The 23,305-nt window shown below is 67.6% G+C and carries 15 protein-coding genes; 11 read left to right on the top strand and 4 right to left on the bottom strand.

The window, feature by feature from the left end:
* Positions 1-15: 15 nt before the first annotated feature.
* Entirely contained in the window at positions 16-1,269 is a 1,254-nt protein-coding gene (locus KZX42_RS03930) for a cation:proton antiporter (RefSeq protein WP_248117317.1), read from the bottom strand.
* Between the two features lie 220 nt (positions 1,270-1,489).
* On the opposite strand from KZX42_RS03930, the gene KZX42_RS03935 reads away from it, so the two are divergent.
* The 3 genes from KZX42_RS03935 to KZX42_RS03945 are packed head-to-tail and all read left to right on the top strand — an operon-like array spanning position 1,490 to position 3,789.
* Positions 1,490-2,359, top strand: a complete 870-nt coding sequence (locus KZX42_RS03935; RefSeq protein ID WP_248117320.1) for a TIGR01459 family HAD-type hydrolase — start codon at positions 1,490-1,492, stop codon at positions 2,357-2,359.
* Between the two features lie 39 nt (positions 2,360-2,398).
* Positions 2,399-2,860: a MaoC family dehydratase gene (locus tag KZX42_RS03940; protein WP_248117322.1), complete on the top strand. Its 462-nt coding sequence runs from the start codon at positions 2,399-2,401 to the stop codon at positions 2,858-2,860.
* Entirely contained in the window at positions 2,860-3,789 is a 930-nt protein-coding gene (locus tag KZX42_RS03945) for a bifunctional riboflavin kinase/FAD synthetase (protein ID WP_248117324.1), read from the top strand. The genes KZX42_RS03940 and KZX42_RS03945 overlap by 1 nt, the downstream gene beginning before the upstream one ends.
* An 18-nt stretch (positions 3,790-3,807) precedes the next feature.
* Here KZX42_RS03945 and KZX42_RS03950 read toward each other — a convergent pair whose 3' ends face one another.
* Positions 3,808-4,335: a gamma carbonic anhydrase family protein gene (locus KZX42_RS03950; RefSeq protein ID WP_248117326.1), complete on the bottom strand. Its 528-nt coding sequence runs from the start codon at positions 4,333-4,335 to the stop codon at positions 3,808-3,810.
* Positions 4,336-4,643: 308 nt separating this feature from the next.
* Here KZX42_RS03950 and KZX42_RS03955 point away from each other — a divergent pair, with 308 nt between their 5' ends.
* The 6 genes from KZX42_RS03955 to KZX42_RS03980 all read left to right on the top strand — a co-directional run bounded on the left by KZX42_RS03955 (position 4,644) and on the right by KZX42_RS03980 (position 12,255).
* A complete protein-coding gene (locus tag KZX42_RS03955) occupies positions 4,644-5,435 on the top strand; it encodes a PhoH family protein (protein ID WP_248118037.1) in 792 nt (263 codons plus the stop codon).
* Between the two features lie 233 nt (positions 5,436-5,668).
* Complete coding sequence (locus tag KZX42_RS03960) at positions 5,669-6,991, top strand: UDP-glucose/GDP-mannose dehydrogenase family protein (protein WP_248117328.1); 1,323 nt, start codon at positions 5,669-5,671, stop codon at positions 6,989-6,991.
* Positions 6,988-7,965 (top strand): NAD-dependent epimerase/dehydratase family protein, encoded by a 978-nt coding sequence (locus KZX42_RS03965; protein ID WP_248118039.1) that lies wholly within the window; start codon positions 6,988-6,990, stop codon positions 7,963-7,965. The genes KZX42_RS03960 and KZX42_RS03965 overlap by 4 nt, the downstream gene beginning before the upstream one ends.
* Positions 7,966-7,976: 11 nt before the next feature.
* Positions 7,977-9,257, top strand: a complete 1,281-nt coding sequence (locus tag KZX42_RS03970) for an outer membrane beta-barrel protein (RefSeq protein ID WP_248117330.1) — start codon at positions 7,977-7,979, stop codon at positions 9,255-9,257.
* A 72-nt stretch (positions 9,258-9,329) separates the two neighbouring features.
* Positions 9,330-11,528 carry an AAA family ATPase gene (locus KZX42_RS03975; RefSeq protein ID WP_248117331.1) on the top strand — a complete coding sequence of 733 codons (2,199 nt, stop codon included), beginning with the start codon at positions 9,330-9,332 and terminating at the stop codon, positions 11,526-11,528.
* Between the two features lie 49 nt (positions 11,529-11,577).
* Positions 11,578-12,255, top strand: a complete 678-nt coding sequence (locus KZX42_RS03980; RefSeq protein ID WP_248117334.1) for a hypothetical protein — start codon at positions 11,578-11,580, stop codon at positions 12,253-12,255.
* A 72-nt stretch (positions 12,256-12,327) separates the two neighbouring features.
* Here the strand turns inward: KZX42_RS03980 and KZX42_RS03985 are convergent, their stop codons facing one another.
* Both KZX42_RS03985 and KZX42_RS03990 read right to left on the bottom strand, forming a co-directional pair.
* Complete coding sequence (locus tag KZX42_RS03985) at positions 12,328-15,603, bottom strand: S8 family serine peptidase (RefSeq protein WP_248117336.1); 3,276 nt, start codon at positions 15,601-15,603, stop codon at positions 12,328-12,330.
* Positions 15,604-15,815: 212 nt separating this feature from the next.
* On the bottom strand, positions 15,816-17,573 hold the full coding sequence (locus tag KZX42_RS03990; protein WP_248117338.1) for an ATP-binding protein: 1,758 nt from the start codon (positions 17,571-17,573) through the stop codon (positions 15,816-15,818).
* A 650-nt stretch (positions 17,574-18,223) separates the two neighbouring features.
* Here KZX42_RS03990 and galA point away from each other — a divergent pair.
* The gene (galA, locus tag KZX42_RS03995; protein ID WP_314135671.1) at positions 18,224-20,626 is read left to right on the top strand and encodes a beta-galactosidase GalA; all 2,403 of its coding nucleotides are present in this window, start codon (positions 18,224-18,226) and stop codon (positions 20,624-20,626) included.
* A gap of 25 nt (positions 20,627-20,651) precedes the next feature.
* Complete coding sequence (locus tag KZX42_RS04000) at positions 20,652-23,285, top strand: TonB-dependent receptor (protein ID WP_248117342.1); 2,634 nt, start codon at positions 20,652-20,654, stop codon at positions 23,283-23,285.
* Positions 23,286-23,305 lie beyond the last annotated feature (20 nt).

The following is a 23,305-nucleotide window of genomic DNA, read 5'->3' on the forward strand; positions in this document are numbered from 1 at the left end:
CGGACGAAAAGAGCCTCAGGCCGAAGTGACCGCATCCGTAATCGGCCCGTCCGCGGCGGCGGGCCTTGTCGCGCCGGGCGGCGGGGGCTTGGGGCGTCCACCCATCCGGTCCGTGAACAGGAAGACGAAGGGATTCAACGAGATCGACAGCAGGGCGGCGGCCAGGATCAAGTCGTGGGTTTCGCGGCTCATGGCCCCCAGCGACACGCCCAGCGCCGCCAGAATGAAGGAGAATTCGCCGATCTGGGCCAGGGAGGCCGCGACGGTCAGGCCCGTCGGCCGATCCAGCTTGAACGCCTTGGCGATGACCAGGGCGGCGACCGACTTGCCCACGATGACGATGCCCAGGACGCCCAGCACCGCCCAAGGCTGGCGCACCAGGATCATCGGGTCGAACAGCATCCCCACCGACACGAAGAACAGAACGGCGAAGGCGTCGCGCAGCGGCAGCGACCGCTCGGCCGCATTGTGTCCCAGGGGCGAGGCGTTCATCACCAATCCCGCCAGGAAGGCGCCGAGCGCGAAAGAGTGGAACAGGAAATAGGCCAGCCAAGCGATGCCCAGCGCGATGGCCAGTACGCCCAAGGTGAACAGTTCGCGCGACTTGGTGTGGGCGATGCGGATCAGAAGCCAGGGAATGACCTTGCCGCCCACCACCAACATCCCGACGACGAACAGCACGACCTTCACCAGCGTCAGGCCGACGTTCGTTCCCAGGGCCGCCAGGTTCGCTTGGGCGCCCGCGGGCGCCAGGATCATAGGCAGCATGACCAGAGCGATGACGATGACCAGGTCCTCGACGATCAGCCAACCCACGGCGATGCGGCCGATTTCGCCCTTGACCTGTTTGCGCTCTTCCAGCGCCCGCAGCAGGACCACGGTGGAGGCGACCGACAAGGCGAAGCCCATCAACAGGGCCTCGACGTCGCCCAGCCCCAGCACGAACCGCCCCAACCCCCAGCCAAGGCCGGTTGCCGCCGCGATCTGGACCAGGGCGCCGGGGATGGCGACCTCGCGCACCTGCATCAGATCCTTGGGCGAGAAATGCAGCCCGACGCCGAACATCAGCAGAATGACGCCGATCTCGGCCAATTGCGGCGCCAGTTCGGTGTCGGCGACGAACCCCGCCGTATAGGGACCGACCACGATGCCCGCGACCAGATACCCCACCAGAGGCGACAGTCTGAGCCGATGCGCCAACATGCCGAACACGAAGGCCAGGACGAAGCCCCCGACCAGGGTGAGAATCAGGCTGTCGGCATGCGGCATCAGGGCTCCTGTCGCGGGCGGGGTCTCGGTTTTGGATTAGGCTTTGCAGTTGGGGCGCGAGGGCGCGTTTGACAAGATGACGCAGTGTCGCGCGGCGTCGCCCTCGCGCTTTCGCTGCGAAGGGGATGGAGAGCTGGGCCGAGCGGCGGGGTGTCGTCTCCGCACCATTTCATGGGGGAGGAGGCTTTCGCGCCTGCGTCCTAGCGGCTACTCACCCCTCATGACCCTCCCCCACGCCCTGCCCCATTTCGGCGCCGTCGCCGGCGACTATGACATTCTGCTCTGCGACGTGTGGGGCGTGATCCATAACGGCCGCGAAAGCTGGAAAGCGCCATGCGAGGCCCTGGCCCGGTTCAATCGCGAGGGCGGCCATGTGGTGCTGATCTCCAACTCGCCGCGCCCGGCCTCGGACGTTATCGCGCAGCTGGACGGGCTGGGGGTGCCGCGTGAAAGCTGGAAGGCCTTCGTCACCTCGGGCGACGCGACGCGGGCGGAACTGGCCAAGCGCGCGCCCGGGCCGGCCTGGATCGTCGGCCCCGAACGCGACGCCCCCCTTTACGCCGGCCTTGGGCTGGAGCGGGCCGCCTCGCCGGAGGACGCCGCCTTTATCTCCGTCACCGGCCCGGTCGACGACACGACAGAGACGCCCGAAGACTATCGCGCGCGGTTCGCCGTGGGCGCCGGGCGCGACATCGAACTGATCTGCGCCAACCCGGATCGGGTGGTGCAGCGCGGCGACCAGCTGATCTATTGCGGCGGGGCGCTGGCCGATCTCTACGCCTCGCAGGGCGGGCGCGTGGTGATGGCCGGCAAGCCCTTCGCCCCCATCTACGACCTGGCGATCAAGGAGGCGGAATCCCTGCTGGGCCGCCCGGTCGACCGCTCGCGCGTGCTGTGCATCGGCGACGGTGTCGTGACCGACGTCATGGGCGCCAACGCGCAAGGCTTGGACTGCCTGTTCATCGCCCAGGGCATCCACGGCGATCAGGCCAAGGGCGACGACGGATCGCTGGACCCCGCCCGCGCCGGCGCCCTGCTGAAGGCGGAAACCGCCTATGCGCGCTACGCGGCGCTGGAACTGGCTTGGTAAGGCTCGCCATTTTGTCGCACGGCGGCTAAAGCCACAATCATGGTCGAATTGGTTCAGCAGCATCCGTCCGGTGGTTACATCCTGGACGAACTTCACGTCGGCATGGCGGCCGAGAAAATCGTCGTGGCGACGGAGGATCGTATCCGCCTGTTCGCCGAGGCGTCCGACGATTTCAACCCGGTGCATCTGGACGAGGCCTTCGCCTCCAAGACCGCCTATCGCGGCCGGATCGCCCATGGCCTGCTCAGCGCCTCGTTCGGTTCGGCGGTGGTGGGCACCATCCTGCCGGGCGCCGGCTCGATCTACATCTCCCAGACCCTGGCCTTCCACCAACCGGTGCGGATCGACGACATCGTGCGGATTGTCATCACGGTGATCGAGGTCGAGGCCGAAAGCGCGCGGGTCAAGCTCAGCTGCGAGGGCTTCGTGGGCGAGACCATGATCATGGACGGCGTCGCGGTGGTCCGCGTTCCTCGCCGGCGCAAACCGTCCCAGCGCTGATGCAGGTCGTTCGCGACTGGCGCGACCTCCCGGACGCCGCAAAGGGCGCCGCCGTCGCCGTGGGAGCTTTCGACGGGGTGCATCGGGGCCACCAGGCCGTGATCGCCGATGCGAAGGCGGCGGCCGACCGGCTGGGCGCGCCGCTGGGCGTCGTCAGCTTCGATCCCCATCCCCGCCGCTGGTTCCAGAAGGACGCCGCGCCCTTTCGCCTGATGACCGCCGACCAGATGGCCCAGGCCCTGGCGCCGCTCGGCGTGGACACCCTGTATCTGCTGCCCTTCGACGCCGAGATGGCGGGCATGAGCGACGCCGAGTTCGCCGAGCGGGTGCTGGCCCAAGGCCTGGGCATCCGCCATGCCGCCGTCGGTTTCGACTTCACCTTTGGCAAGGGACGGTCGGGCTCGCCCGAGGCTTTGCGCGCCTATGGCGAGCGGCTCGGCTTCAACGTTTCGACGGCGCCGCGCCTGGACGACGCCGATGGTCTGAAACTGTCGTCCAGCGCCGTGCGCGAGGCGCTGAAGGCTGGGGACATGGCCCGCGCCGCCGTCATCCTGGGCCGCCCCTTCGCGATCCAGGGCGAGGTGATCCACGGCGACAAGCGCGGCCGCACCATCGGCGTGCCGACCGCCAATGTGCCGCTGGGCGACTATATGCGGCCCGCCTACGGCGTCTATGCGACGCGCAGCCGGCTGGCGGACGGGCGCGTGGTTGATGGTGTGGCCAGCCTGGGCGTGCGGCCCATGTATGCGCTGGAGACGCCGCTGCTGGAGGTCTGGCTGTTCGACTTCGATGGCGACCTCTACGGGCAGACGCTGGATACCCAGCTGATCGTCTGGCTGCGCGGCGAGGAGACCTTCGACGGCCTGGACGCCCTGAAGACCCAGATCGACGCCGATGCGGCGGCGGCGCGGGTCATTCTGTCCTCCTGACATCCCCTCATCGCGGCGTTACATAGGACGCAGCTCCGCCGCAAACCGCTTCCAGTTCTGCACATAGTGATCGGCCGACATCTTCAGCACGGCGATATGGTCGGGGTCGCGTTCGCGCACCACCTTGCCGGGCTGGCCCATGACTAGGCTGTTGTCAGGGATGACCTTGCCCTCGGTGATAAGGGCGTTGGCGCCGATGACGCAGTTGCGGCCGATCTTCGCCCCGTTCAGCACAACCGCACCGATGCCGATCAGGCTGTAGTCCCCCACTTCGCAGCCGTGCAGCATGGCGTTGTGGCCCACCGTCACCCCGCGCCCGATCGTCAGCGGCGAGCCGAAGTCGGCGTGAAGCACGCTGCCGTCCTGAATATTGCTGTCGGGCCCCACTGTGATGGGATCGGTGTCCCCGCGCAGGGTGGCGCCGAACCAGACGCTGGCGTTCGCATGCAGAATCACATCCCCTATCACCGATGCGCTTGGCGCCACCCAGTATTCGCCCTCCGGCGGAAGCTGAGGCTTGCTGTCGCCCAATGCGTAAACAGTCATCAGAACACCACCTAATCTTTGAAAAATGAGGGCTTTAACGGAACGCTAACCACGATAGCATCATTCTGTTGATGTGATTCGGGCGCGTCTATTCGCTCCCGTATCCGAAGCCGGATCAAGCCCGGTCCGGTCAGTTGTCGGGGCTTTCGCGTGGCGCGTTGGGATCCGGGTTCGGTTGTTCGGCGGCGGGTTGATCCCGTTGCGGACGGCCCTGCTGTCGATCCGGGCGGCTGCTGTGTGGGCCGCGATTCTCTCCTCCCCAAGACCGTCCAAGGCGGCGCCCGTTCGGGTCCGCCTTTTTTCATGCCCTGGAGGCGTCCATGACCAAGCGTGCGGCTACGAAGCGTCAGTCCCGTGAAAACGGCATCCTGGATTCGCGTGACTTCATCGAAGAGTCGAAGGTTCGCCGGCTCCATGCGCCCAACAATGCGCGTGCAGGCTGGTCGCCCTATCCCTCCAACGACGACCGCGACCAGGCCTATCTCAAGACGCTGAAGCCCAAGTCCGAAGGCCAGGGTGAGCTGATGGCGGCCATCGACCACCACAATCTGGTCATGGCCCTGGGGCCGGCAGGTACGGGCAAGACCTACTTAGCCGTCGCCAAGGCGGTTGAGGCGCTGGAGGCCGGCAAGGTCGGGCGCATCGTCCTGTCGCGTCCGGCCGTGGAGGCCGGCGAGTCCATCGGCTTCCTGCCCGGCGACATGGAGGACAAGCTGGCCCCCTATCTGCGCCCCCTCTACGACGCCCTATCGGATCGGCTGTCGATGAAGCGGGTCAAGGCCCTAATGGCTGAGGGCCTGATCGAGATCGCGCCGGTGGGATACATGCGCGGCCGCACCTTGAACAACGCCTTCATTGTCGTGGACGAGGCCCAGAACTGCACCTACGTCCAGTTGAAGATGCTGCTGACCCGCCTGGGCTGGCATTCGACCATGGTGGTGACAGGAGATCCGCAGCAGTCGGACCTGTTGCCCGGCATATCGGGTCTGTCTGACATCTCGGCGCGTCTGGAGGCGGTGCCCGACATCGCCGTGGTGCGCCTGGCCGAGCAGGACATCGTGCGCCACCCACTGGTCGCCTCCATGATCGGCGTCCTCTGAAACCCTGGCTTAGGTCATCATTCCGAGGCTGAGCGTAGCGAAGAACCCGGAACCCAGGGCCGCACGGCCGCCCTATGCATTCGATGCTGGATGCGAGCCGCCTGGGTTTCGGGTTCGTCCTGCGGACGCCCCGGAATGACGACAAGAGACGATCTGACCACTTGGGCCAAACGCCCATTGTCCCCCGCCGCGCTCACCCGCTAAAGGTCGGTCGCCGCTGATGAGGGATGTCGATGCGCGTAGCGATGATTGGGACGGGTTATGTGGGCCTGGTGTCCGGAGCCTGTTTCGCCGACTTCGGCCATGTCGTCACCTGCATCGATAAGGACCCGTCCAAGATCGACCGGCTGGAGCGGGGCGAGATCCCGATCTACGAGCCGGGTCTGGACGATCTGGTCGCCGCGAACGTGCGCGAAGGGCGGCTGTTCTTCACCCTGGACGGGGCCGAAGCCATTCGCACCGCCGATGCGGTCTTCATCGCGGTCGGCACCCCGACGCGCCGCGGCGACGGCCATGCCGACCTGTCCTACGTCCATGCGGCGGCCGAGGAGATCGCCGGACTGATCGACGGTTTCACCGTGGTCGTGACCAAGTCCACCGTTCCGGTCGGCACGGGCGACGAGGTCGAGGCCATCATCAGGAAGGCCAATCCGAACGCCGACTTCGCCGTCGTCTCCAACCCCGAGTTCCTGCGCGAGGGCGCCGCCATCGGCGACTTCAAACGCCCCGACCGGGTGGTGATCGGCGTCAATGACATGGAGGGCGAGGTGGGGCTGCGCGCCCAGAAGGTCATGAGCGAACTGTATCGCCCGCTGAACCTGAACGAGAGCCCGCTGCTGTTCGTGGGCCGTCGCACGTCCGAACTGATCAAATACGCCGCCAACGCCTTCCTGGCGATGAAGATCACCTTCATCAACGAGATGGCGGACCTGTGCGAGGCCGTCGGCGCGGACGTGCAGCAGGTTGCGCGCGGCATTGGCCTGGACAAGCGGATCGGCTCCAAATTTCTGCACGCCGGCCCTGGCTATGGCGGCTCCTGCTTCCCCAAGGACACCATCGCCCTGGTCCGCACCGCCCAGCACTATGGCGCCCCGACCCGGCTGATCGAGGCGACGGTCGAGGTCAATGACGCCCGCAAGAAGGCCATGGCCGGCCGTGTCGAAACCACCCTGGGCGACAGCGTGGCGGGCAAGACCGTCGCCCTGCTGGGCCTGACGTTCAAGCCGAACACCGACGACATGCGCGACGCCCCTTCGCTGGACATCGCCCCCGCCCTGATCGCGGCCGGCGCCCATGTCCAGGCCTTCGATCCCGAGGGGATGCACGAGGCCGCCAAGCTGCTGCCCGGCGTGGAGATGAAGGATAACGCCTATGACGCCGTGGTCGGCGCCGACGCCGTGGTGCTGGTCACCGAATGGGACCAGTTCCGCGCCCTGGACCTGGACCGGATCAAGCTTTTGATGAAACAGCCGGTGCTGGTCGATCTGCGCAACATCTATCGGCCTGACGACATGAAGAGCCGGGGCTTCCGCTACATGGGCGTCGGGCGCGGCTGATGGGGTCGCCGATCCTGGTCACCGGCGCGGCCGGCTTCATCGGCATGCACGTCGCCGAACGCCTGCTGGATCGGGGCGAACGGGTGATCGGCGTCGATGTCTTCAACGACTACTACGACCCGCGCCTGAAGGCGGCCCGCGCGGCGCGACTTGAAGGGCGCGACGGCTTTCGCATGGTGCGCGCCGACATCGCCGAACACGAGCGGATGCGGGCCCTGGTCGCCGATGAGGGCGTGCGGCGGATCGTGCATCTGGCCGCCCAGGCGGGGGTGCGATATTCGCTGGAGAACCCCTTCGCCTATGAGCGGTCCAACCTGGCCGGCCATCTGTCGATGCTGGAGGCCGCGCGCCACGGCGGCGTGACCCATCTGGTCTATGCCTCGTCCAGTTCGGTCTATGGCGACCGCCCCCTGGAGGGTTCGGGCTTTCGAGAGGACGATCCGACCGTCCATCCGGTGTCGCTTTACGCCGCGACCAAACGCTCGTGCGAGTTGATGAGCCAAAGCTACGCCAAGCTTTACGGCTTTCCTCAGTCGGGCCTGCGCTTCTTCACCGTCTATGGGCCGTGGGGTCGGCCGGACATGGCCTATTTCGGCTTCACCCAGAAGATCGTGCGCGGCGACCCCATTGAGGTCTATGGCGAAGGGCGGATGGCGCGCGACTTCACCTATATCGACGACATCGTGGACGGGATCGTCGGCGTGCTGGACCGCCCGCCAGCCTCCGGCCGCCATGAGATTTACAATATCGGCGACAGCCAGCCGGTCGGCCTGATGGAGATGATCTCGACCCTGGAGACCGCCCTGGGCGTCGAGGCCAAGAAGGTCATGCGTCCAATGCAGCCCGGCGACGTCACCGCCACCTATGCCGACGTCTCCAAGCTGAACGCCCTGTGCGGCTACCGGCCCCAGGTGCCCCTCAAGAACGGGCTGGAGAAGTTCGTGGCCTGGTGGCGGCAGTATCAGAACGGCTGACGCGCGCGGTGATGCGACGCGCTGTTCCTCCCGCCGTCGCCGCGTCCTTGGGCCTGTTCGCTGCGGATCAGGCCGGCGCCCAGACCGCCGTCGAGACGCCCGTAGCCGATCCGTTCTTTCGCCAGCGCGGCCAGGCTGTGCGCGACCGGCCCCAGCCGGCCTATGACGCCGTGGGCCTGAAAGTCGGGGGCTTCACCCTCTGGCCGCGTCTCCAGTCGGCGGCCGTGTTCGACGACAATGTCTTCGCCGCCCCGACCGCCCCCCGCGCCGCCACAACCCTGCGCCTGACGCCCGACGTCACGGCCCGCTCCGACTGGGGCCGTCATCAGATCCAAGGGTATGTCCGGCTCGATTTCGACCGGAACCTGAACGTCTCGCGCGAGAGCGCCACCGACTGGCGACTGGGCGGGGCCGGCCGTCTGGACATAGCGCAGGGCGCCCACCTGACCCTGGCCCTTGATCTGGAGCATGGGCATGAGGCCCGGACCGCCGTCGGGACCGACCCCCTGACCGTGCGCCCTGTCGCCTTCGACGGCGTTTCGGCCCGGCTGGCGGGCCGGCGGACACGCGGCCGGCTGCGCCTCGACGCCAGCGCCGAGGTGCAGCGTCGCGACTACGACGACGGCGCCGACGCGGCCGGCGCCCTGGTCAAGCAGGACGACCGCGACCGCACGACCCTGACCCTGACTGGACGCGCGGCCTACGCCCTGTCGCCGGCGACGGCGGTCTATCTGCAGGTCGCCGCCGACGACCGCGACTATCGCCGCGTCCCCAGCCGGCCCGACCGAACCTCGACCGGGCGGGAGACCCTGACAGGCGTGGATTTCGAACTGGGCGGCTTGATACGCGGCGACATCGCGCTGGGCCATCGGCGCCAGACCTTCGACGACCCGAGATTCGCCGACCTGGACGGCTTGGGCGGCCGTGGGCGCGTGAGCTGGTTCCCCACCGCCCTGACCACCGTCTCCGTAGCGGCCGAACGCGCGGTCGCCGATACGGGAGTGGTCGGCGCGGCCGGCGCCCGGCGCACCGACCTGTGTTTTAGCGTCGATCACGAACTTCTGCGCAACCTGATCCTGTCGGGGCGGACGGCGCATGTCGAGGACGCCTACATCGGTCGCGACCGGACCGACCGACGGTTCAGCGCCGGCCTGACCGCCGACTATCGCCTGAACCGCCGACAGGGCCTCACCGCCGATCTGAACTGGATCGACCAGGCGTCGGTCGGCGCCGCGCCCGGTCCTCGCTATCGCGCCTTGTGGTTGATTCTGGCGGCGGTGGCGCGCTTCTAACGCCCGGAGAACATTGACAACCTGCACGCGACAACGCACCACTTCGGCGGACGATCCCCGTTTGGCGGCGCGATGACCTTGACCGACCCATCGCCGGCTTCCGCCGACCGCGCCGCAACAGACGAGATCGACATCGACGCCTGGATCGCGGGCTTTCGCCGCCGCGCGGGCCTGTTCGCCGCCGCCACCGCCCTGGTCGCCCTGATCGTCCTGGCCGTTATGCTCGGCCGCCCGCCTGCCTACACCGCCGTCGCCAGTCTCCAGATCAACACCCGCAAGGCTCAGGTGGTCGCTGGCCCCGCCGTCCTGTCCGCCCTGGACGCCGAGGCCGCCGTCGTGGACACCGAGGTCGAGGTGCTGCGCTCACCGCAACTGGCCGCCGCCGTCGTGGACGACCTGAACCTGACCGGCGACCCCGCCTTGAACCCCGCCCTTCGCCCCACGCTGCTGGCGCGCCTGACCGGCCGCGCGTCGCCTGCGCCTGACCCTGCCGTTACTCGCCAGCGGGTGATCGAGGCCGCAAGCCGCCGTCTGACCGTGCGTCGAGTCGGTCTGACCTATTCCATGGCGGTTGGCTTCACTGCCGACGAGCCGGCCAAGGCCGCCCGTATCGCCAACGCCTTTGTCGATCACTATCTGCGCGCTCAACTGACCGCCAAGTTCGACGCCAACGCCCAGGCCAACGCCTTCCTTGGCGACCGGTTGGAGGATTTGCGCGGTCAGGTCGAGGCGGCCGACGCCGCCGTCTCGGCCTACCGCATCGCCCACGGCCTGCTCAGCGCCCAGGGCGCGACCCTGACCGAACAGGAAATCTCGGTCTATAATCAGCAACTGGCCGCCGCCCGCGCCCATCAAGCCGAGCAGGACGCCCGCCTTCGCACCGCCCGTTCCCAGATGGCGGCCGGGTCGAACGGCGACGACGTGGCTGAGGCGCTGACCTCGCCCGTGGTGCAGAACCTGCGCGGCCAGCGCGCCGCCATCAGCACGCGCGTCGCCGACCTGTCGGTCCGCTATGGCCCGCTGCATCCAGACATGGTTCGCGCCCGCAGCGAACTGGCCGACATCGACGTCCAGATCCAGGCCGAAATCCGCCGCGTCGTCTCCAACCTGGACGCCCAGGCCCAGGTGGCGCGCCAACGGACCGCCTCGGTACAGTCCAGCCTGGAGATCGCGCGCGGCGCTTTAGCCGACAACAACGCCGCCTCCGTCCGCCTGCGCGAACTGGAGGGCGAGGCCGAGGCGGCGCGCGCCATCTACCGCGCCTTCCTGGACCGTTACCGCGAGACCGGGGCCCAGACTGGCGTTGAACAGGCCGACGCCCGCATCGTCTCGCGCGCGACCCCGCCCACGGCGCCCAGCGCGCCCAACCTGACGATCAGCCTGGCCCTGGCGGTCGTGCTGGGCCTGGGCGCCGGCGTCGTCGCCGTCCTGGCCGCAAAAGCCCTGCAGCAAGGCTTGTCCACGCCTCAGGACGTGGAGCGGCGGCTGGGCCTGGCGCCGCTGGGCGCCCTGCCCCTGGCCGCCACGGTCGCCGCCGGGGACGAGCACGACATTAACCCCATCGATCTGGTTGTCCAGCGCCCGACCTCGGTCTTCGCCGAAGCCGTTCGCGCCCTTCGGGCCAGCCTGTCGCCCATGCCTTCAGCCGTCGTCCCTATGGCGACGCCCGGCGCGCGGATCGTGGCCATCACCTCCGCCCTGCCTGGCGAAGGCAAGACGACCGCCGCCCTGTGTCTGGGACGGGTCGCGGCGCGGTCGGGCGGGCGCGTCCTGCTGATCGACGGCGACCCGCGTCGACGCGGCGCCACGCGTATGCTGGGCCTGAATCCCCCGGCCGGTCTGGCCGAGGTGCTGCATGGCGCCGCCGCCTGGCGCAATCTCGTGGTGCTGGATCCCGCGACCGGCCTGCAGGTGTTGCCGATGGCTGCCTTGGGACTGGCGGCCGACGACGCCTTCGCGACACCTGCGATGGACGCCCTGCTGGCCGAGCTTCGTCAGGCCTTCGACTTGATCCTGATCGACACCGCTCCCATGCTGGTCCTGACCGACGCCCGCATTTTAGCCGCCAAGGCCGACGCCGTCTTGTTGTTGGCGCGCTGGCGACGCACGCCAGCCCGCGCCGTCGCCTCGGCCGCCCGCCTGCTTCACCCCGTCGGCGCGCGTCTGCTGGGCGTCTGCCTGACCCAGGTCGACGCTCGCGCCCAGGCCCGCCAAGGCCAAGGTTATGGCCTCTATCCCCACGACCCCTATCGCAAATACTACGCCGCCTGAGGCGCGGCGTTGACAGGGGCGGCGGTCGTGACCTTGATGGCGCATGGCGATGCACAAACCCCTGATGGCCTTCGTCGGTCTGATCGCGCTGGCCGCCGCGAGCAATACGTCCGCCCAGACGCCCCTCACCGCGCGCCCTGACACCCAGACCCTGGACGAGGCCTACGCCATCGTCGAATTCCAGAGCACGCGCTCGGGGCGCGAGATCGGCCGGGCTCTGGAACGCCACTTGGCGAGCCCCGACGTCGCGGTCGTGGCCCGAAACCAGCCCCTCGCGCGGATTCCCCGCATGCCGGGTCGGTTCACCCTGGTCGATCCGGCAGCGCCCGGCGGCTTCGGTCTGCAAGGCCCGGCGGACCGCGCGCCGGCCGGCTGGCTGCGCCCGGTTCGGGCGGCGGTCTGTGACGGCGCCAGCTGGCGCGCCGACGTCGCCCCGCGCCGCCCCGGCCGGGTCGAGCAGCGATACACCCTGTGCCTGTTCCCCTATCGCGACGGCCAGCGCCAGGGCCATCGCCTGGACTTCTACGCGGCGACCCTGTTTCACGGCGACCAGGGCGCCGTCGCCCCGCCCCCGGCCGGTCAGACGCCCGCCGCCTTCATGCGCGGCGCGGTCCAGGCGGTCGAACGTCTGACGCGGGTTCATGGCGTCTGGGTCGAGCAGCGTCTGGCGAACCGTGACCGCCCCTTCACCCAGGACGACGACGCCCTGTCCGCCCAGACCAACTGATCCCTTCAAAACGCAATCGCGCCCCCGGTCAGGAACCGGGGGCGCGACAGTCTTGCGGATTTTCAGCTTCGATCAGAACTTGACGCTGAACCGGCCATAGATGCGGTTGTCGCGGTATTCGTCCTTATAGACGCCGCTATAGCCCATCTCGACGGCCGTGCGTTCGGTCGCCTGGATATTGAAGGCGAGACCGCCCGAGACGACGTCATCGCCCGGATTGGCGCCTTCGATCAGGAAGCGCGGACCATCGGCGAAGGCGGCGTCGAACAGCGGACCGTCACCGTTCAGATCGTGAGTGTAGGCCAGGTGCGTCACCGCCGACAGACGCGGCCGCCCCTCGCCGCCCGCCAGGATGGTGCGGGTGCGGAAGCCGGCCGTCAGCAGATCGGCCTTCTGCTTCACCTTGCCCGACAGGGCGGCGTCCCCGCCCGTTTCGGAGACGTCGGCGTCATATTCGACGTGGCTGTAGGCGCCATAGGGTTCGAACGTGGTGGCGCCGACCGCGCGGCTCCAGGCCACTTCGCCGTAAGCCTGCCAGACGTTGCCGTCGTAGTTGCCGACCAGGGCGTTGGTGAACTGGTTCAGCTGGGCCGTGCGATCGGTGCGGACGTCGGCGTTCGCCCACGATCCGCCAATGCGGATCTGGAAGTCGCCCACGCCGGCGCCGCCATAGACCCCGATCTGTTCGCTGTTGACCCGGCCGGTCGAGCGCAGGCGCGACGACCGCAGTTCCGAGCGCGTCTCTCCCAGAGCCAGGCCGATATGCATGTCGTTCGACAGCGCCTTTTCGGCCCCCACCAGATAGCCCGAGCCTTCGCTGCGGAAGCCGGCGATCCCGTCATGGGCCGAACCACGGCCGTTGCCATAAACACCGCTGCCCCAGACCGAAACGCCGTTTCCGGCGTAGGTCGCGGCGCCGCCCTGGCTGCGGCCGCGCTCGGACATGGCCTCGCGGATCGAACGGGTGTCGGACACGGCCAGGCCGCCCAGCGAGGCGTGAACTTCGCCCGTCAGGCCGCTCAGCGCGCCCTGAACCGCCGGGACGCTGGCGTCCAGCAGGGCGTTTTCCAAGGACAGATCGCGGTTCGCGCCGGTCGAGGTGTTGTTGATCATGACATCCAGCGCGCCGCCGACCGACTTCTGATTGTCGGTCAGACCCAGCGAGGCCACGGTTACGTCGTTGCGCCGCACCGTCAGCACCACCCCGTTGGTCGAATAGGTCAGCACCGGCGCCAGGAAGGCCAGATCGCTCTGCGCCCCGCTGAACGTTCCGGTCACGGCCCCGGTCGAGTTGATGATGTTCATCCGGGTGCGCAGGTTCCACTCGCCGTTATCGGCCTTCAGTATGACCTGACCGCCGTCGATCTTGGTCGTGCCGCCGACGTTCAGGCGCGAATAGGCCGCGCCGTTCACGCTGGACCGAATCCACAGGAAGGAACCCGGCTTGAAGTTCAGATTGCCGGCGACCGTCAGGGTTCCGAACGGATTAACGCCGTCGCCGGGCGAGACCACCCCGCCGCTTTCGGCCGTCAGGTTCAGCAACCGGCCCGTCCCGCCGATCATGCCGACGCCGCCGACCGTGGCGCTGGAGCGCAGCAGGCTGCCATTGACGGTCAACAGGCCGCCCTCGACCCGGGTCGGGCCGCTATAGTCGTTGGCGCCGGTCAGGATCAGCTGGCCGCCGCCCTTCTTGACCAGGCCGCCGATGTCGTTGCCGAAGTTGGCCAGGACCTCGGCCGAATAGCGGTCGCGCGCATCGCCGATATTGTTGCTCCAGATATCGACCGTACCCACGGCGACGGTGACGTCGCGCGTGTCTCGAAGCGCCGTCGGGCCGCGCAGCGCCACGTCCATCTGCGGCGCACCCCAGCCCGAGCGCAGATCGACGCCCGGCGTGTCCAGATCCTTGGAGCTGGACACCAGAATGTCCGAGATCAGGGCCGTGGAGTATTCGGGGAAGTTCTCCATCAGCAGCGCGGCGAAGCCCGAGATGTTCGGCGCCGCCATCGAGGTGCCGGTCAAGGCCTCGTAACCCGCGCCAGTGTATTTGATATACTGGTTCAGCACGCGCTGCAGCTCGTCATTGGCGTACTGCAGGACCGCGCTGGAGAATGCGGGCGTCAAGAGCGCCATATTGCCGGTCGAGGTCAGCAACTGCCCAAGGATCGAGGTGAAGCCATCCGGGTCGCCAAGGCGAGCGCCTGAAACCAGGGTGATGGCCGCAGCCTGACGCGCGACCTCACGGCGCCAGGCTTCTTCGTTGTAGTTGGGGCCGCCGATTCTGCGTGCATCCAGATAGGCGTTCAGAACGCCCAGGAATTGATTGATCGACGCGGTCTGCAGGGCCGAATAGGTGGTCGCCGAATACAGGCCCGCATAGTTAGCGCGCGGATATAGCGCCAGGATGCCCCGCCAATCCATCTCATAGGCCGGCACCGACGAAATGACCTCCGAACCCGGTCCGGCGACGCACCAGGTCGCCGTCTGACCGCAGAAGCTTGTAGAGGGGTCGGCGGCGGTGAAGCTGGAATAGTTGGCGACCGACAGCCAGTTGGAGCGTAGGCGCGGGTCGTTCAGCGGCGCCGCCGCATCAATCCCGGCGTGAACGCCATAGCCGTTGCCGGCCGAGAAGACGACCAGCACGTCCTTGTCCAACACGGGCTTGTAGAAGTCGCCGTAGTTGCGGTTGAAGGACGCCAGCACGGTCGGCAGCGAGGCGTTGAATGGCAGGGTGGTGCTGCTGCCCCAGCTGTTGTTGATGATCCGCACCTGTCCGGTATTGGCCAGATCGACGATGTTCTGGTTCTGGGTCGCGACGATCTTGCCGTCGATGACCGCATCCTTGAACCACAGGAAGTCGCCGGCCGAGAAATTGGCGGTGGCGGCGTAGAGCTTGGCGTTGAAGGCGTTGCCGAACATCGGCTGACCCGCCACCCGGTCGCCCGCGATGGTGCCCGAGACGTGGGTGCCGTGGCCTTCCCAGCGGCGGCGCGGATTGATCAGGCCATCGTTGCCGTATCCGGCGATCGCCTGGGTGCGCAGCCCCGTCACCTTGCCGGCCGAACCGAACAGAGGATGGTCGACATAGACCCCGGCGTCATTGACCCCGACCGTCTGCCCTCGCCCCGACAGCCCCATGGCGTAGGCGTGTTCCAATCCTAGGAAGCCCTTGGAATAATCGATGGAGAACTGCGCGTTCGTGCGCCAGGACGCCAGCGCCGTTTGATAGTTGGTCGTGCGCGTCCCATTGGCCATGTAGAAGCCGCCCGAGGGCGGCGTCGGCGCCGTCGTCGTCTGGGCGCTGGCCGCCGTTCCCGCCAGCATAGCCACGCCAGCCGTCGCGGCCAATAGGCCGAGCTTGAAACTAAAAGACACTCGATATCTCCCCACGGCGTGTCGCCGAACGCTTAAGCTTGCAACCCCACGGCGCAATTCAGGCCCGCATTCCGCACGCTGCCACGTCCCTAGTCAACCACATTTCCGCCACAGACGGTCAGCCGCATGATCCTGCGGGGATCAGATCCAGCCAGGCGACGCGGGCGATCAGAACGACGACCACCCTACTGCCGCACGGCGCGCTCCAGCGCGGCGTAGAGCCGGGACGGCTCCAGCGGCTTGGCCAGCCAATCCGTCATGCCGGCGGCTTTCGTCGCGGCGATCTGCTCGTCTTCGGTTCCGGCGCTGAAGCCGATGACCGGCACGGCCGCATTGGGGCCGCTCGAGGCGCGCAGGCGCCGCGTCGTCTCATTGCCGTCTATGCCGGGCATGTTGACGTCCATCAACACGACATCGAACACCTGCGCGGCCAGGGCCTTCAGGGCCGATGCCCCATCCGACGCCATCGACAGCTCGACATCCAGGGGATGCAGAACCAGGGCCAGCGTGCGGCGGTTGATCTCGTGGTCGTCGACGGCCAGCACCCGCAGCCGTCGGTCAAGCACGGGCGGGGCCGCCGTGTCTTCGAGCGCCTGATCGACCGGAACGCCGCGCGGCAGGCTGATCTCCAGCATGAAGACCGCGCCCTGCCCGTCCTCGCTGCGCGCGGAAAGCTCGCCGCCCATAAGGCGCGCCAGATCGCGACTGACCGTCAGCCCCAACCCGGTCCCGCCATAGGTGCGCGCGACCTGCGCCGACCCTTGGGCGAAGGGCGAGAACAGGCGCGCCATCGCGTCCGGCGCGATCCCCGGTCCCTGGTCGGCGACCGTCATCACCACCGCCACATCATCCAGCGCCCCGTCCCGCGTCGTTACGCCGAAGGTTACGCATCCGCCCTGGGGCGTGAACTTCAGCGCATTGGACATCAGGTTGTTGACGATCTGGCGCAGCCGGAACGGATCGCCCTTCAGCCACAGCGGCTCGGCCATGGGCGAGACGCCGAGCCGCAGCCCCTTCTCGTCCGCCGCCGCCGCCCAGAACCGCGCCGTATCGTCCATGAAGGCCGCCAGGTCGAAGTCCCTGGCCTCCAGCGTCATGGCGCGCGCCTCTATCTTGGAGTGGTCCAGAAGATCATTGAGCATCCCTGTCATCAGCCGGCCGGCGTCCATGATCAGTTGGGCCGTCTCGGGCGTGGTCTCGGGCCTGTCGCCCTTTCGAATGACATGAGCGCCAGCCAGGATGGCGCTGACCGGCGTGCGCAGTTCGTGGCTGACGATGGCGGCCATGGCGGCGCGATCGGCCATGGCGCGCTCGGCCTGCTCCAAGCGGCGCTGCGCCTCGTTCAGGGCCGCGACCTCCTGCGCCCGCGCGGACTTCAGGCGCGACCAGATCACGATGACGGCCAGCACCAGCAGGATCACCGACCCTATCAGGGGCGCGAGCGCCGGCGATGCGGGCTTGGGCGCGATGAAGGGCATGGCGAACAGGGTGGCGAAGTACGGCAGGGCGCCGATCAGGAACAGCGTCTGCGATCCGATGCCGGACACCATGTTGCTGACCAGCGTGCCTGCGATCGCCATCACCGCAATGGCGGTCATGACCTGATCGCCGTGGCTCCACATCACCGCGATGGCGACCGCGAAAGTGATCGAGAACAGGCCCGCGCTGGACAGGGCGGTCAGCACGGGCCGCGCGTCGCTCAACGCCGCCGCGCTGCGGCGACGGTACGGCTCCATCGCGAAATACTCAAAGATTTGCACCGCCGTGCTGATCGCAAGCCAAGGCCCGACAAACGACTTCAGCCCCGCCATCCAGAACACCCAGGCGATCAGCAGGCCCATGGTGACACGAACCGGGGTCTGCTTCAGCCGCTCGCGCGCCGCCAGCGTCAGATGGGGCGCCATCGCCGCGAACCAACTCGCGTCGAGTCTATCGTCGTCCAAGCTCATATCCTGCATGCCGAAACAGCCATTCGCCGCCCGCCCGGCCCTATCGCCGGCCGAACGCCCCCCCAAGCAAACTGCGCCTCGCCCCGCAGCAGGATCAGCGTAAATTTTATCCGTTAAGAAAGAAATCCTCATGTGGGATCGAGCGAGCGCGCCCGCAGCCCGTCCGCTCCAAACCGCGCGTGCTGCAGCAACAGCGCCTTACCCAGCCCGATAATCGGCATCTGCCCCGCCCGCACCGGCGCCGACAGACTGGCCGTAGCCAGTCTCAGGGCCGCAACCAGTAATCTCCACCGGGGGAGGTCGTGGCGAGGGCGTCGAAGCGCTCTGAGGCGTTTCGAAAAGCTGCAGGCCGCGCGAAACGGCATCAACGTCGCGTTCCCCACCCCAACCGCCGCTTGACCATGCGGCGTATGCGCCAGAACAAAACGTCACCTGTGAAATAAATTTCATTGACAGAATAGACCGCCCAATCCTGTATGCGGGAAAGAAGCAGGCGATTTGACCGGCGGAGGGGGGACGACTTGCATAATCGAGGGCGACAGCCGGTTGTCGATCGTCGCGCCCTCGTTCAGGCTGCGGCCGGCGTGGCGATGGCCGCCACTGTTTCCGCCCCCGTTGTCTCCCGCGCCGCTCAGGCTGCGGCCGTGTCTGAGAGCGCTCGCCGTCATCGCGTGAAGCTGGCGTTCGGATGGAAACACGCCTTGGGGCATGCCGCCGACGAGGACAAGGATTTCGGTTTCGGGCGGGACCAGCGCACCTACGCCAAGGTCGGCGGCTCGGCCTCGGCGCCGATCGCGCAGGCCGCCATGGCCGATTTCGACGATTCCGGCTGGGCGTCCGTCCAGATCCCTCACGACTGGGCGATCGACCTGCCTTACGATCCCGGCTCGGCGGCGCCTGCGGATGGGCAGGACGATCCGCGCGCCGCCCATGGCTACAAGGCCCTGGGGCGGGATCATCCCGAGAACAGCGTCGGTTGGTATCGTCGCAAACTGGCCATTCCGGCCGACTGGAGCGGCCGACGTCTGGGGCTGACGTTCGACGGCGCCTTCCGCAGCGTGATCGTCTTCCTGAACGGCGTCATCGTCGCCGAACACGCGGGCGGCTATACGCCGTTCGACGTGGACATCACCGACATCGCCCGACCGGGAGAGGTCAACTGGCTTGTGGTCAGGGTCGACGCCAGCCTGGGCGAAGGCTGGTTCTATGAGGGAGCGGGCCTCTATCGCCACGTCTGGATGACAGCGACCGACCCGCTGCATGTCGCGCCTTACGGGGCCTTCATCCAGGCGGCGCCGCACGGCGCCGGCGCGACCGGCAAGGTTGAGGTCGCCCTTCGCAATCAGTCCGACACGCCCCGACAGGCCCGGGTGCGGATGACGGTTCTGGCGCCGAACGGACTGGCCATGGCCAGGACCGAGCGGTTGGTGGCGGTTGACGCCTGGAGCGAGGGACGCAGCGAGGCGGACCTGGCGTGGGACGCGGCGCCCCTGTGGTCGCCGGCCGATCCGCAGCTTCACCGGCTGTCGGTCGAGGTCGAACTGGATGGCGTGGTGCGCGACGCCGTAGATGTCCCGTTCGGCGTCCGTTCGGCCGTGTTCGATCCGCGTCGGGGCTTCCTGCTGAACGGGCAGCCGTTGAAGCTGTTGGGCGCCTGCTGCCACCAGGACCACGCCGGCGTCGGCGCCGCCCTACCCGATGCGCTTCAGGTGTGGCGAATTCAGCAGCTCAAGGCCATGGGGTGCAACGCCTACCGGGCCGCCCACAACCCAGCGACGCCTGAACTGATGGACGCCTGCGATCGGCTGGGCATGCTGGTCATAGCCGAAACCCGTCGGATGTCTTCCGATCCGGAGTCGTTAGAGGAACTGTCCACCCTGGTGCGGCGGGACCGCAATCGGCCTTCAGTCATCGCCTGGTCCATCGGCAACGAGGAACAGACCATCCAGGGGACGGAGGTCGGCGCGGCCATCGCCCGCACCATGAAGCGGGTCGTCAATCGCCTTGACCCGTCTCGGCCCATCACGGCGGCCAAGGATCAGGACTTCGGCGAAGGGGTGTCGCGGGTGGTCGACATTCTGGGCTTCAACTATCGCACGCCGCAGATGGAGGGCTATCACGCCCGCTTCCCGGATCAGCCCATCATGGGCACGGAGACCGGAAGCACCGTCGCCACGCGCGGCGAATATGTGCTGGACGCCGCCCGTCACATCGTGCCGGCCTATGATCGCGAACATCCCTGGTGGGCCTCGACCGCCGAAGAGTGGTGGATCCTGGCGGCGGATCGTCCCTACATCGCAGGCGGCTTCATCTGGACTGGCTTCGACTATCGCGGGGAGCCGACGCCTTACAATCGCTGGCCCAGCGTCGGTTCCTACTTCGGCGCGATGGATTCCTGCGGCTTCCCCAAGGACAATTATTGGTACTACCGCGCCTGGTGGCGGCCGGAGCCGCTGCTGCACCTGTTCCCTCACTGGAATTGGGAAGGGCGCGGGGGCCAGGACATCGAGGTCTGGGTTCATTCCAACCTGGACCGGGTCGAACTGTTCCTGAACGGCCGGTCGCTGGGCGCCCAGTCCGTGACCCGAAATCGTCACCTGGCCTGGTCCGTCGCCTATGCGCCGGGCGTGCTGGAAGCGCGGGGGTGGAAGGACGGGCGGCTGGTCACGACCCAACGGCGTGAAACGGCCGGTGCGCCGGTCGCCCTGCGGATGTCGGCGGACCGTCTGAGGCTTGTCGCCGACGGCGAGGACGTGGCGATGATCGCCGTCGACGCGGTGGATGCCCGCGGCCGTCCGTGTCCGCGCGCCGCCGACCTGATTCAATTCAGTACGACGGGCGACGGCCGGATCATCGGCGTCGGCAATGGCGATCCCGTCAGCCACGAAGCCGATCGCGCCGACCGGCGGCGATTATTCAACGGCCTGGCCCAGGCCATACTGCAGACAGGCCGCCAGGGCGGCCCCATCACCATCACCGCCAGCGCTGGGGGCCTGCGCCCCGCCTCGCTGCGGCTTGACGCCCGACAAACCAGACAATCGACCTGAAAACAGGCGACCAGGGGAGGATTCCATGATCATCAACCGCAAGACCATCGTCGCCGCCGGCGTATCCGCCTCGGCTCTTTTCGTGGCCGCCGCACCGGCCCTGGCCCAGACGACGGCGCCGGCCGCCGCCCCGTCCGACGGGGCGACCCAGGTCGACGAGGTCGTGGTCACGGGCATTCGCGGCGCCCTGCGCAGCGCCATCGGCGTCAAGCGACGCTCGGACCTGGTGGTCGAAGCCATCTCGTCCGAGGACATCGGCCAACTGCCCAACGTCACCATCGCCGAAGAGCTGGTGCGCCTGCCGGGCATCAACGGCACGCGCGACCGCGGCAATCAGAGCCAGGCTGCGATCCGCGGTCTGGGACCACGCCTGGTGCTGGGCCTGGTCAACGGACGCGAGGTCGCCTCGTCCGAGCCTGACCGCAACATTCGTTGGGAAATCTACCCGTCCGAAATCGTCTCCGGCGTAGAGGTGTATAAGTCCCAGTCCGCCGATCTGGTGTCGGGCGGCATCGCCGGCACGATCGACATCCGCACGACCCGCCCGCTGGACTATCGCGGGCCCGGCTTCGTGGGCACGGCAGGCGCGGCCTACTACGACGCCGGCAAGGATCTGCCGGACTACGACCCCCTGGGCTATCGTTTGAGCGCCAACGTCAACCACGCCGTCAACGACACCCTGGCCGTCAACCTGGGACTGACCCGTCAGGTTCAGAAGAACGGCTATGCGACCTTCGAGGGCTGGGGCTGGAACGACGCGGCGACCGGCGGCTCGCCCGGGGACATCAACAACGACGGCAGGCCTGACGCCACCTTCTACGGCGCGCAAAGCCAGGTGAAGCGCCTGACCGAGACGCGCAACGGCGTCAACGGCGCCCTGCAATGGCGGCCGTCCGACCGGTTCGAACTGAATTTCGACGCCCTGTATTCCGACATCAAGATCGACGAAGACCAGAACCAGATCTGGTACGGAAACAACGGAACCTACGGCAACTGGGGCGGCGGTTCATCCTGGGCCTACAGCGATCCGCAGGCCTCCTACACCCTGATCGACGGCACGGTCGTCGCGGCGCGCCTGCCCTATGCTTCGGTGACCAATGTCATCGCCAAATACACCGAGGACAAGACGCTGTTCGCCACCGGGCTGAACGGCAAGTGGAGCCTGGGCGACTGGACGTTGGTCGGCGATCTCGCCTATTCCTCGGCCAAGCGCGAGAACCTGTGGCGGGCTGTCTTCACCGAACAGTATCCGTCCTTGGCCGGCGTCGACATGACGCCTGGCCGCCGACCTTCAGCCTACGCCGTCTATGACACCGGCAATCCGGCCAGTCAGCCGCTGCAGGATTATCGCCCGGCCCAGGCGGACGGCGGAGACCTGTCGGACGAACTGACCTCGGCCCGGTTCGACGCCACCCGTTACCTGGGCGACAGCGGGATCACCGAACTGTCGTTCGGCGCGCGCGTGACCGACCGCACCAAGTCCTATGACCGCACCTTCTGGACCCAGACGCCGATCATCGCGACCTTGCCGGCCGGATTGCTGACCAGCTTCACCGTCCCGGATTTCGATACGCCGTCCTTCATCAACGGCGATTTCGACGCCGTGGCCAAGGCCGCCATCGGCGGCTTCGTCCAGCCCGCCAACAGCGCCGATCCCAAATCCGGCTGGTCCGTCAAGGAGACGGTGGCCGAGGCCTATGTGAAGGCCAAGTTCGCCGGAACCCTGGCGGGCCTGCCGTTCACGGGCAATGTCGGCGCCCGCGCCGTGCAGGCCGAGACGTCCAGCCACGGTCAGGAATCGGTCAACGGCGGCGCCTACACCCCCGTCAGCGTCGATAACGACCACTTCGAACTGCTGCCCAGCCTGAACCTGACGCTGACCCTGGCGGAAGGCCGGCAGTTGCGCCTCGGCCTGGCCCGCACGCTGGCGCGCCCGCCGCTGGACGAACTGCGCGCCGGCCGCACCCTGTACAACACCACCCCCCCGCCGACGGGCTCGGCCGGCAACCCGCTGCTGAAGCCCTACATCGCCAATCAGGTCGACCTGTCCTACGAATGGTATTTCGCGCCGGAGGCCCTGTTCGCCGCCGCCGTCTATTACAAGGATGTGGAAAGCCATATCGGCTATTCGACCCAGCCCGTAACGATCGGCGGCACGACCTACAACGTCACCGGCCCGTTCAACGGCGGGGGCGGCGGGATCACCGGCGCGGAACTGACCTTCCAGACGCCGTTCAGCTTCATCCCTGCGCTACGGAACTTCGGCATCTACGCCAACTTCGCCTATGTGGATTCCGACCTGAAGGAGTTCTATCCGGCGAACAATCCCCTGTCCGCGACGGGTCTGGCCAAGGAGACCGCGACGGTCGACCTGTGGTATTCGGACGGCAAGCTGGAGAGCCGACTGGGCTTCAAGTACCATAGCCCCTTCACCGTGATCACCGGTTGGGATGGTTCCGCGCTTCGGACCCTGGAAAGCGAAAAGACCCTGGACTTCAGCACCTCCTACCAGCTGACCTCCCAGGTCGGCCTGCGGTTCCAGGCCAGCAACCTGACCGACGAGCGCGTGCGGCTTCACTACGACAACACCGCCAACCGTCTGGCCAGCGACAGCCGCTACGGCCGCCGGTTCAGTCTGGACGCCACCTTCCGCTACTGAGGCGGCGCCGCTGCGCCCTG

This window comes from Brevundimonas sp. EYE_349 (assembly GCF_023147505.1).
In the GTDB taxonomy this organism is placed as follows: domain Bacteria; phylum Pseudomonadota; class Alphaproteobacteria; order Caulobacterales; family Caulobacteraceae; genus Brevundimonas.

What these genes read in the sequence shown, in the direction of transcription:
- KZX42_RS03930 (WP_248117317.1), bottom strand. Translation starts at nt 1,269, where the DNA reads ATGCCGCATGCCGACAGCCTGATTCTCACCCTGGTCGGGGGCTTCGTC.
- KZX42_RS03935 (WP_248117320.1), top strand. Translation starts at nt 1,490, where the DNA reads ATGACCCTCCCCCACGCCCTGCCCCATTTCGGCGCCGTCGCCGGCGAC.
- KZX42_RS03940 (WP_248117322.1), top strand. Translation starts at nt 2,399, where the DNA reads ATGGTCGAATTGGTTCAGCAGCATCCGTCCGGTGGTTACATCCTGGAC.
- KZX42_RS03945 (WP_248117324.1), top strand. Translation starts at nt 2,860, where the DNA reads ATGCAGGTCGTTCGCGACTGGCGCGACCTCCCGGACGCCGCAAAGGGC.
- KZX42_RS03950 (WP_248117326.1), bottom strand. Translation starts at nt 4,335, where the DNA reads ATGACTGTTTACGCATTGGGCGACAGCAAGCCTCAGCTTCCGCCGGAG.
- KZX42_RS03960 (WP_248117328.1), top strand. Translation starts at nt 5,669, where the DNA reads ATGCGCGTAGCGATGATTGGGACGGGTTATGTGGGCCTGGTGTCCGGA.
- KZX42_RS03970 (WP_248117330.1), top strand. Translation starts at nt 7,977, where the DNA reads ATGCGACGCGCTGTTCCTCCCGCCGTCGCCGCGTCCTTGGGCCTGTTC.
- KZX42_RS03975 (WP_248117331.1), top strand. Translation starts at nt 9,330, where the DNA reads ATGACCTTGACCGACCCATCGCCGGCTTCCGCCGACCGCGCCGCAACA.
- KZX42_RS03980 (WP_248117334.1), top strand. Translation starts at nt 11,578, where the DNA reads ATGCACAAACCCCTGATGGCCTTCGTCGGTCTGATCGCGCTGGCCGCC.
- KZX42_RS04000 (WP_248117342.1), top strand. Translation starts at nt 20,652, where the DNA reads ATGATCATCAACCGCAAGACCATCGTCGCCGCCGGCGTATCCGCCTCG.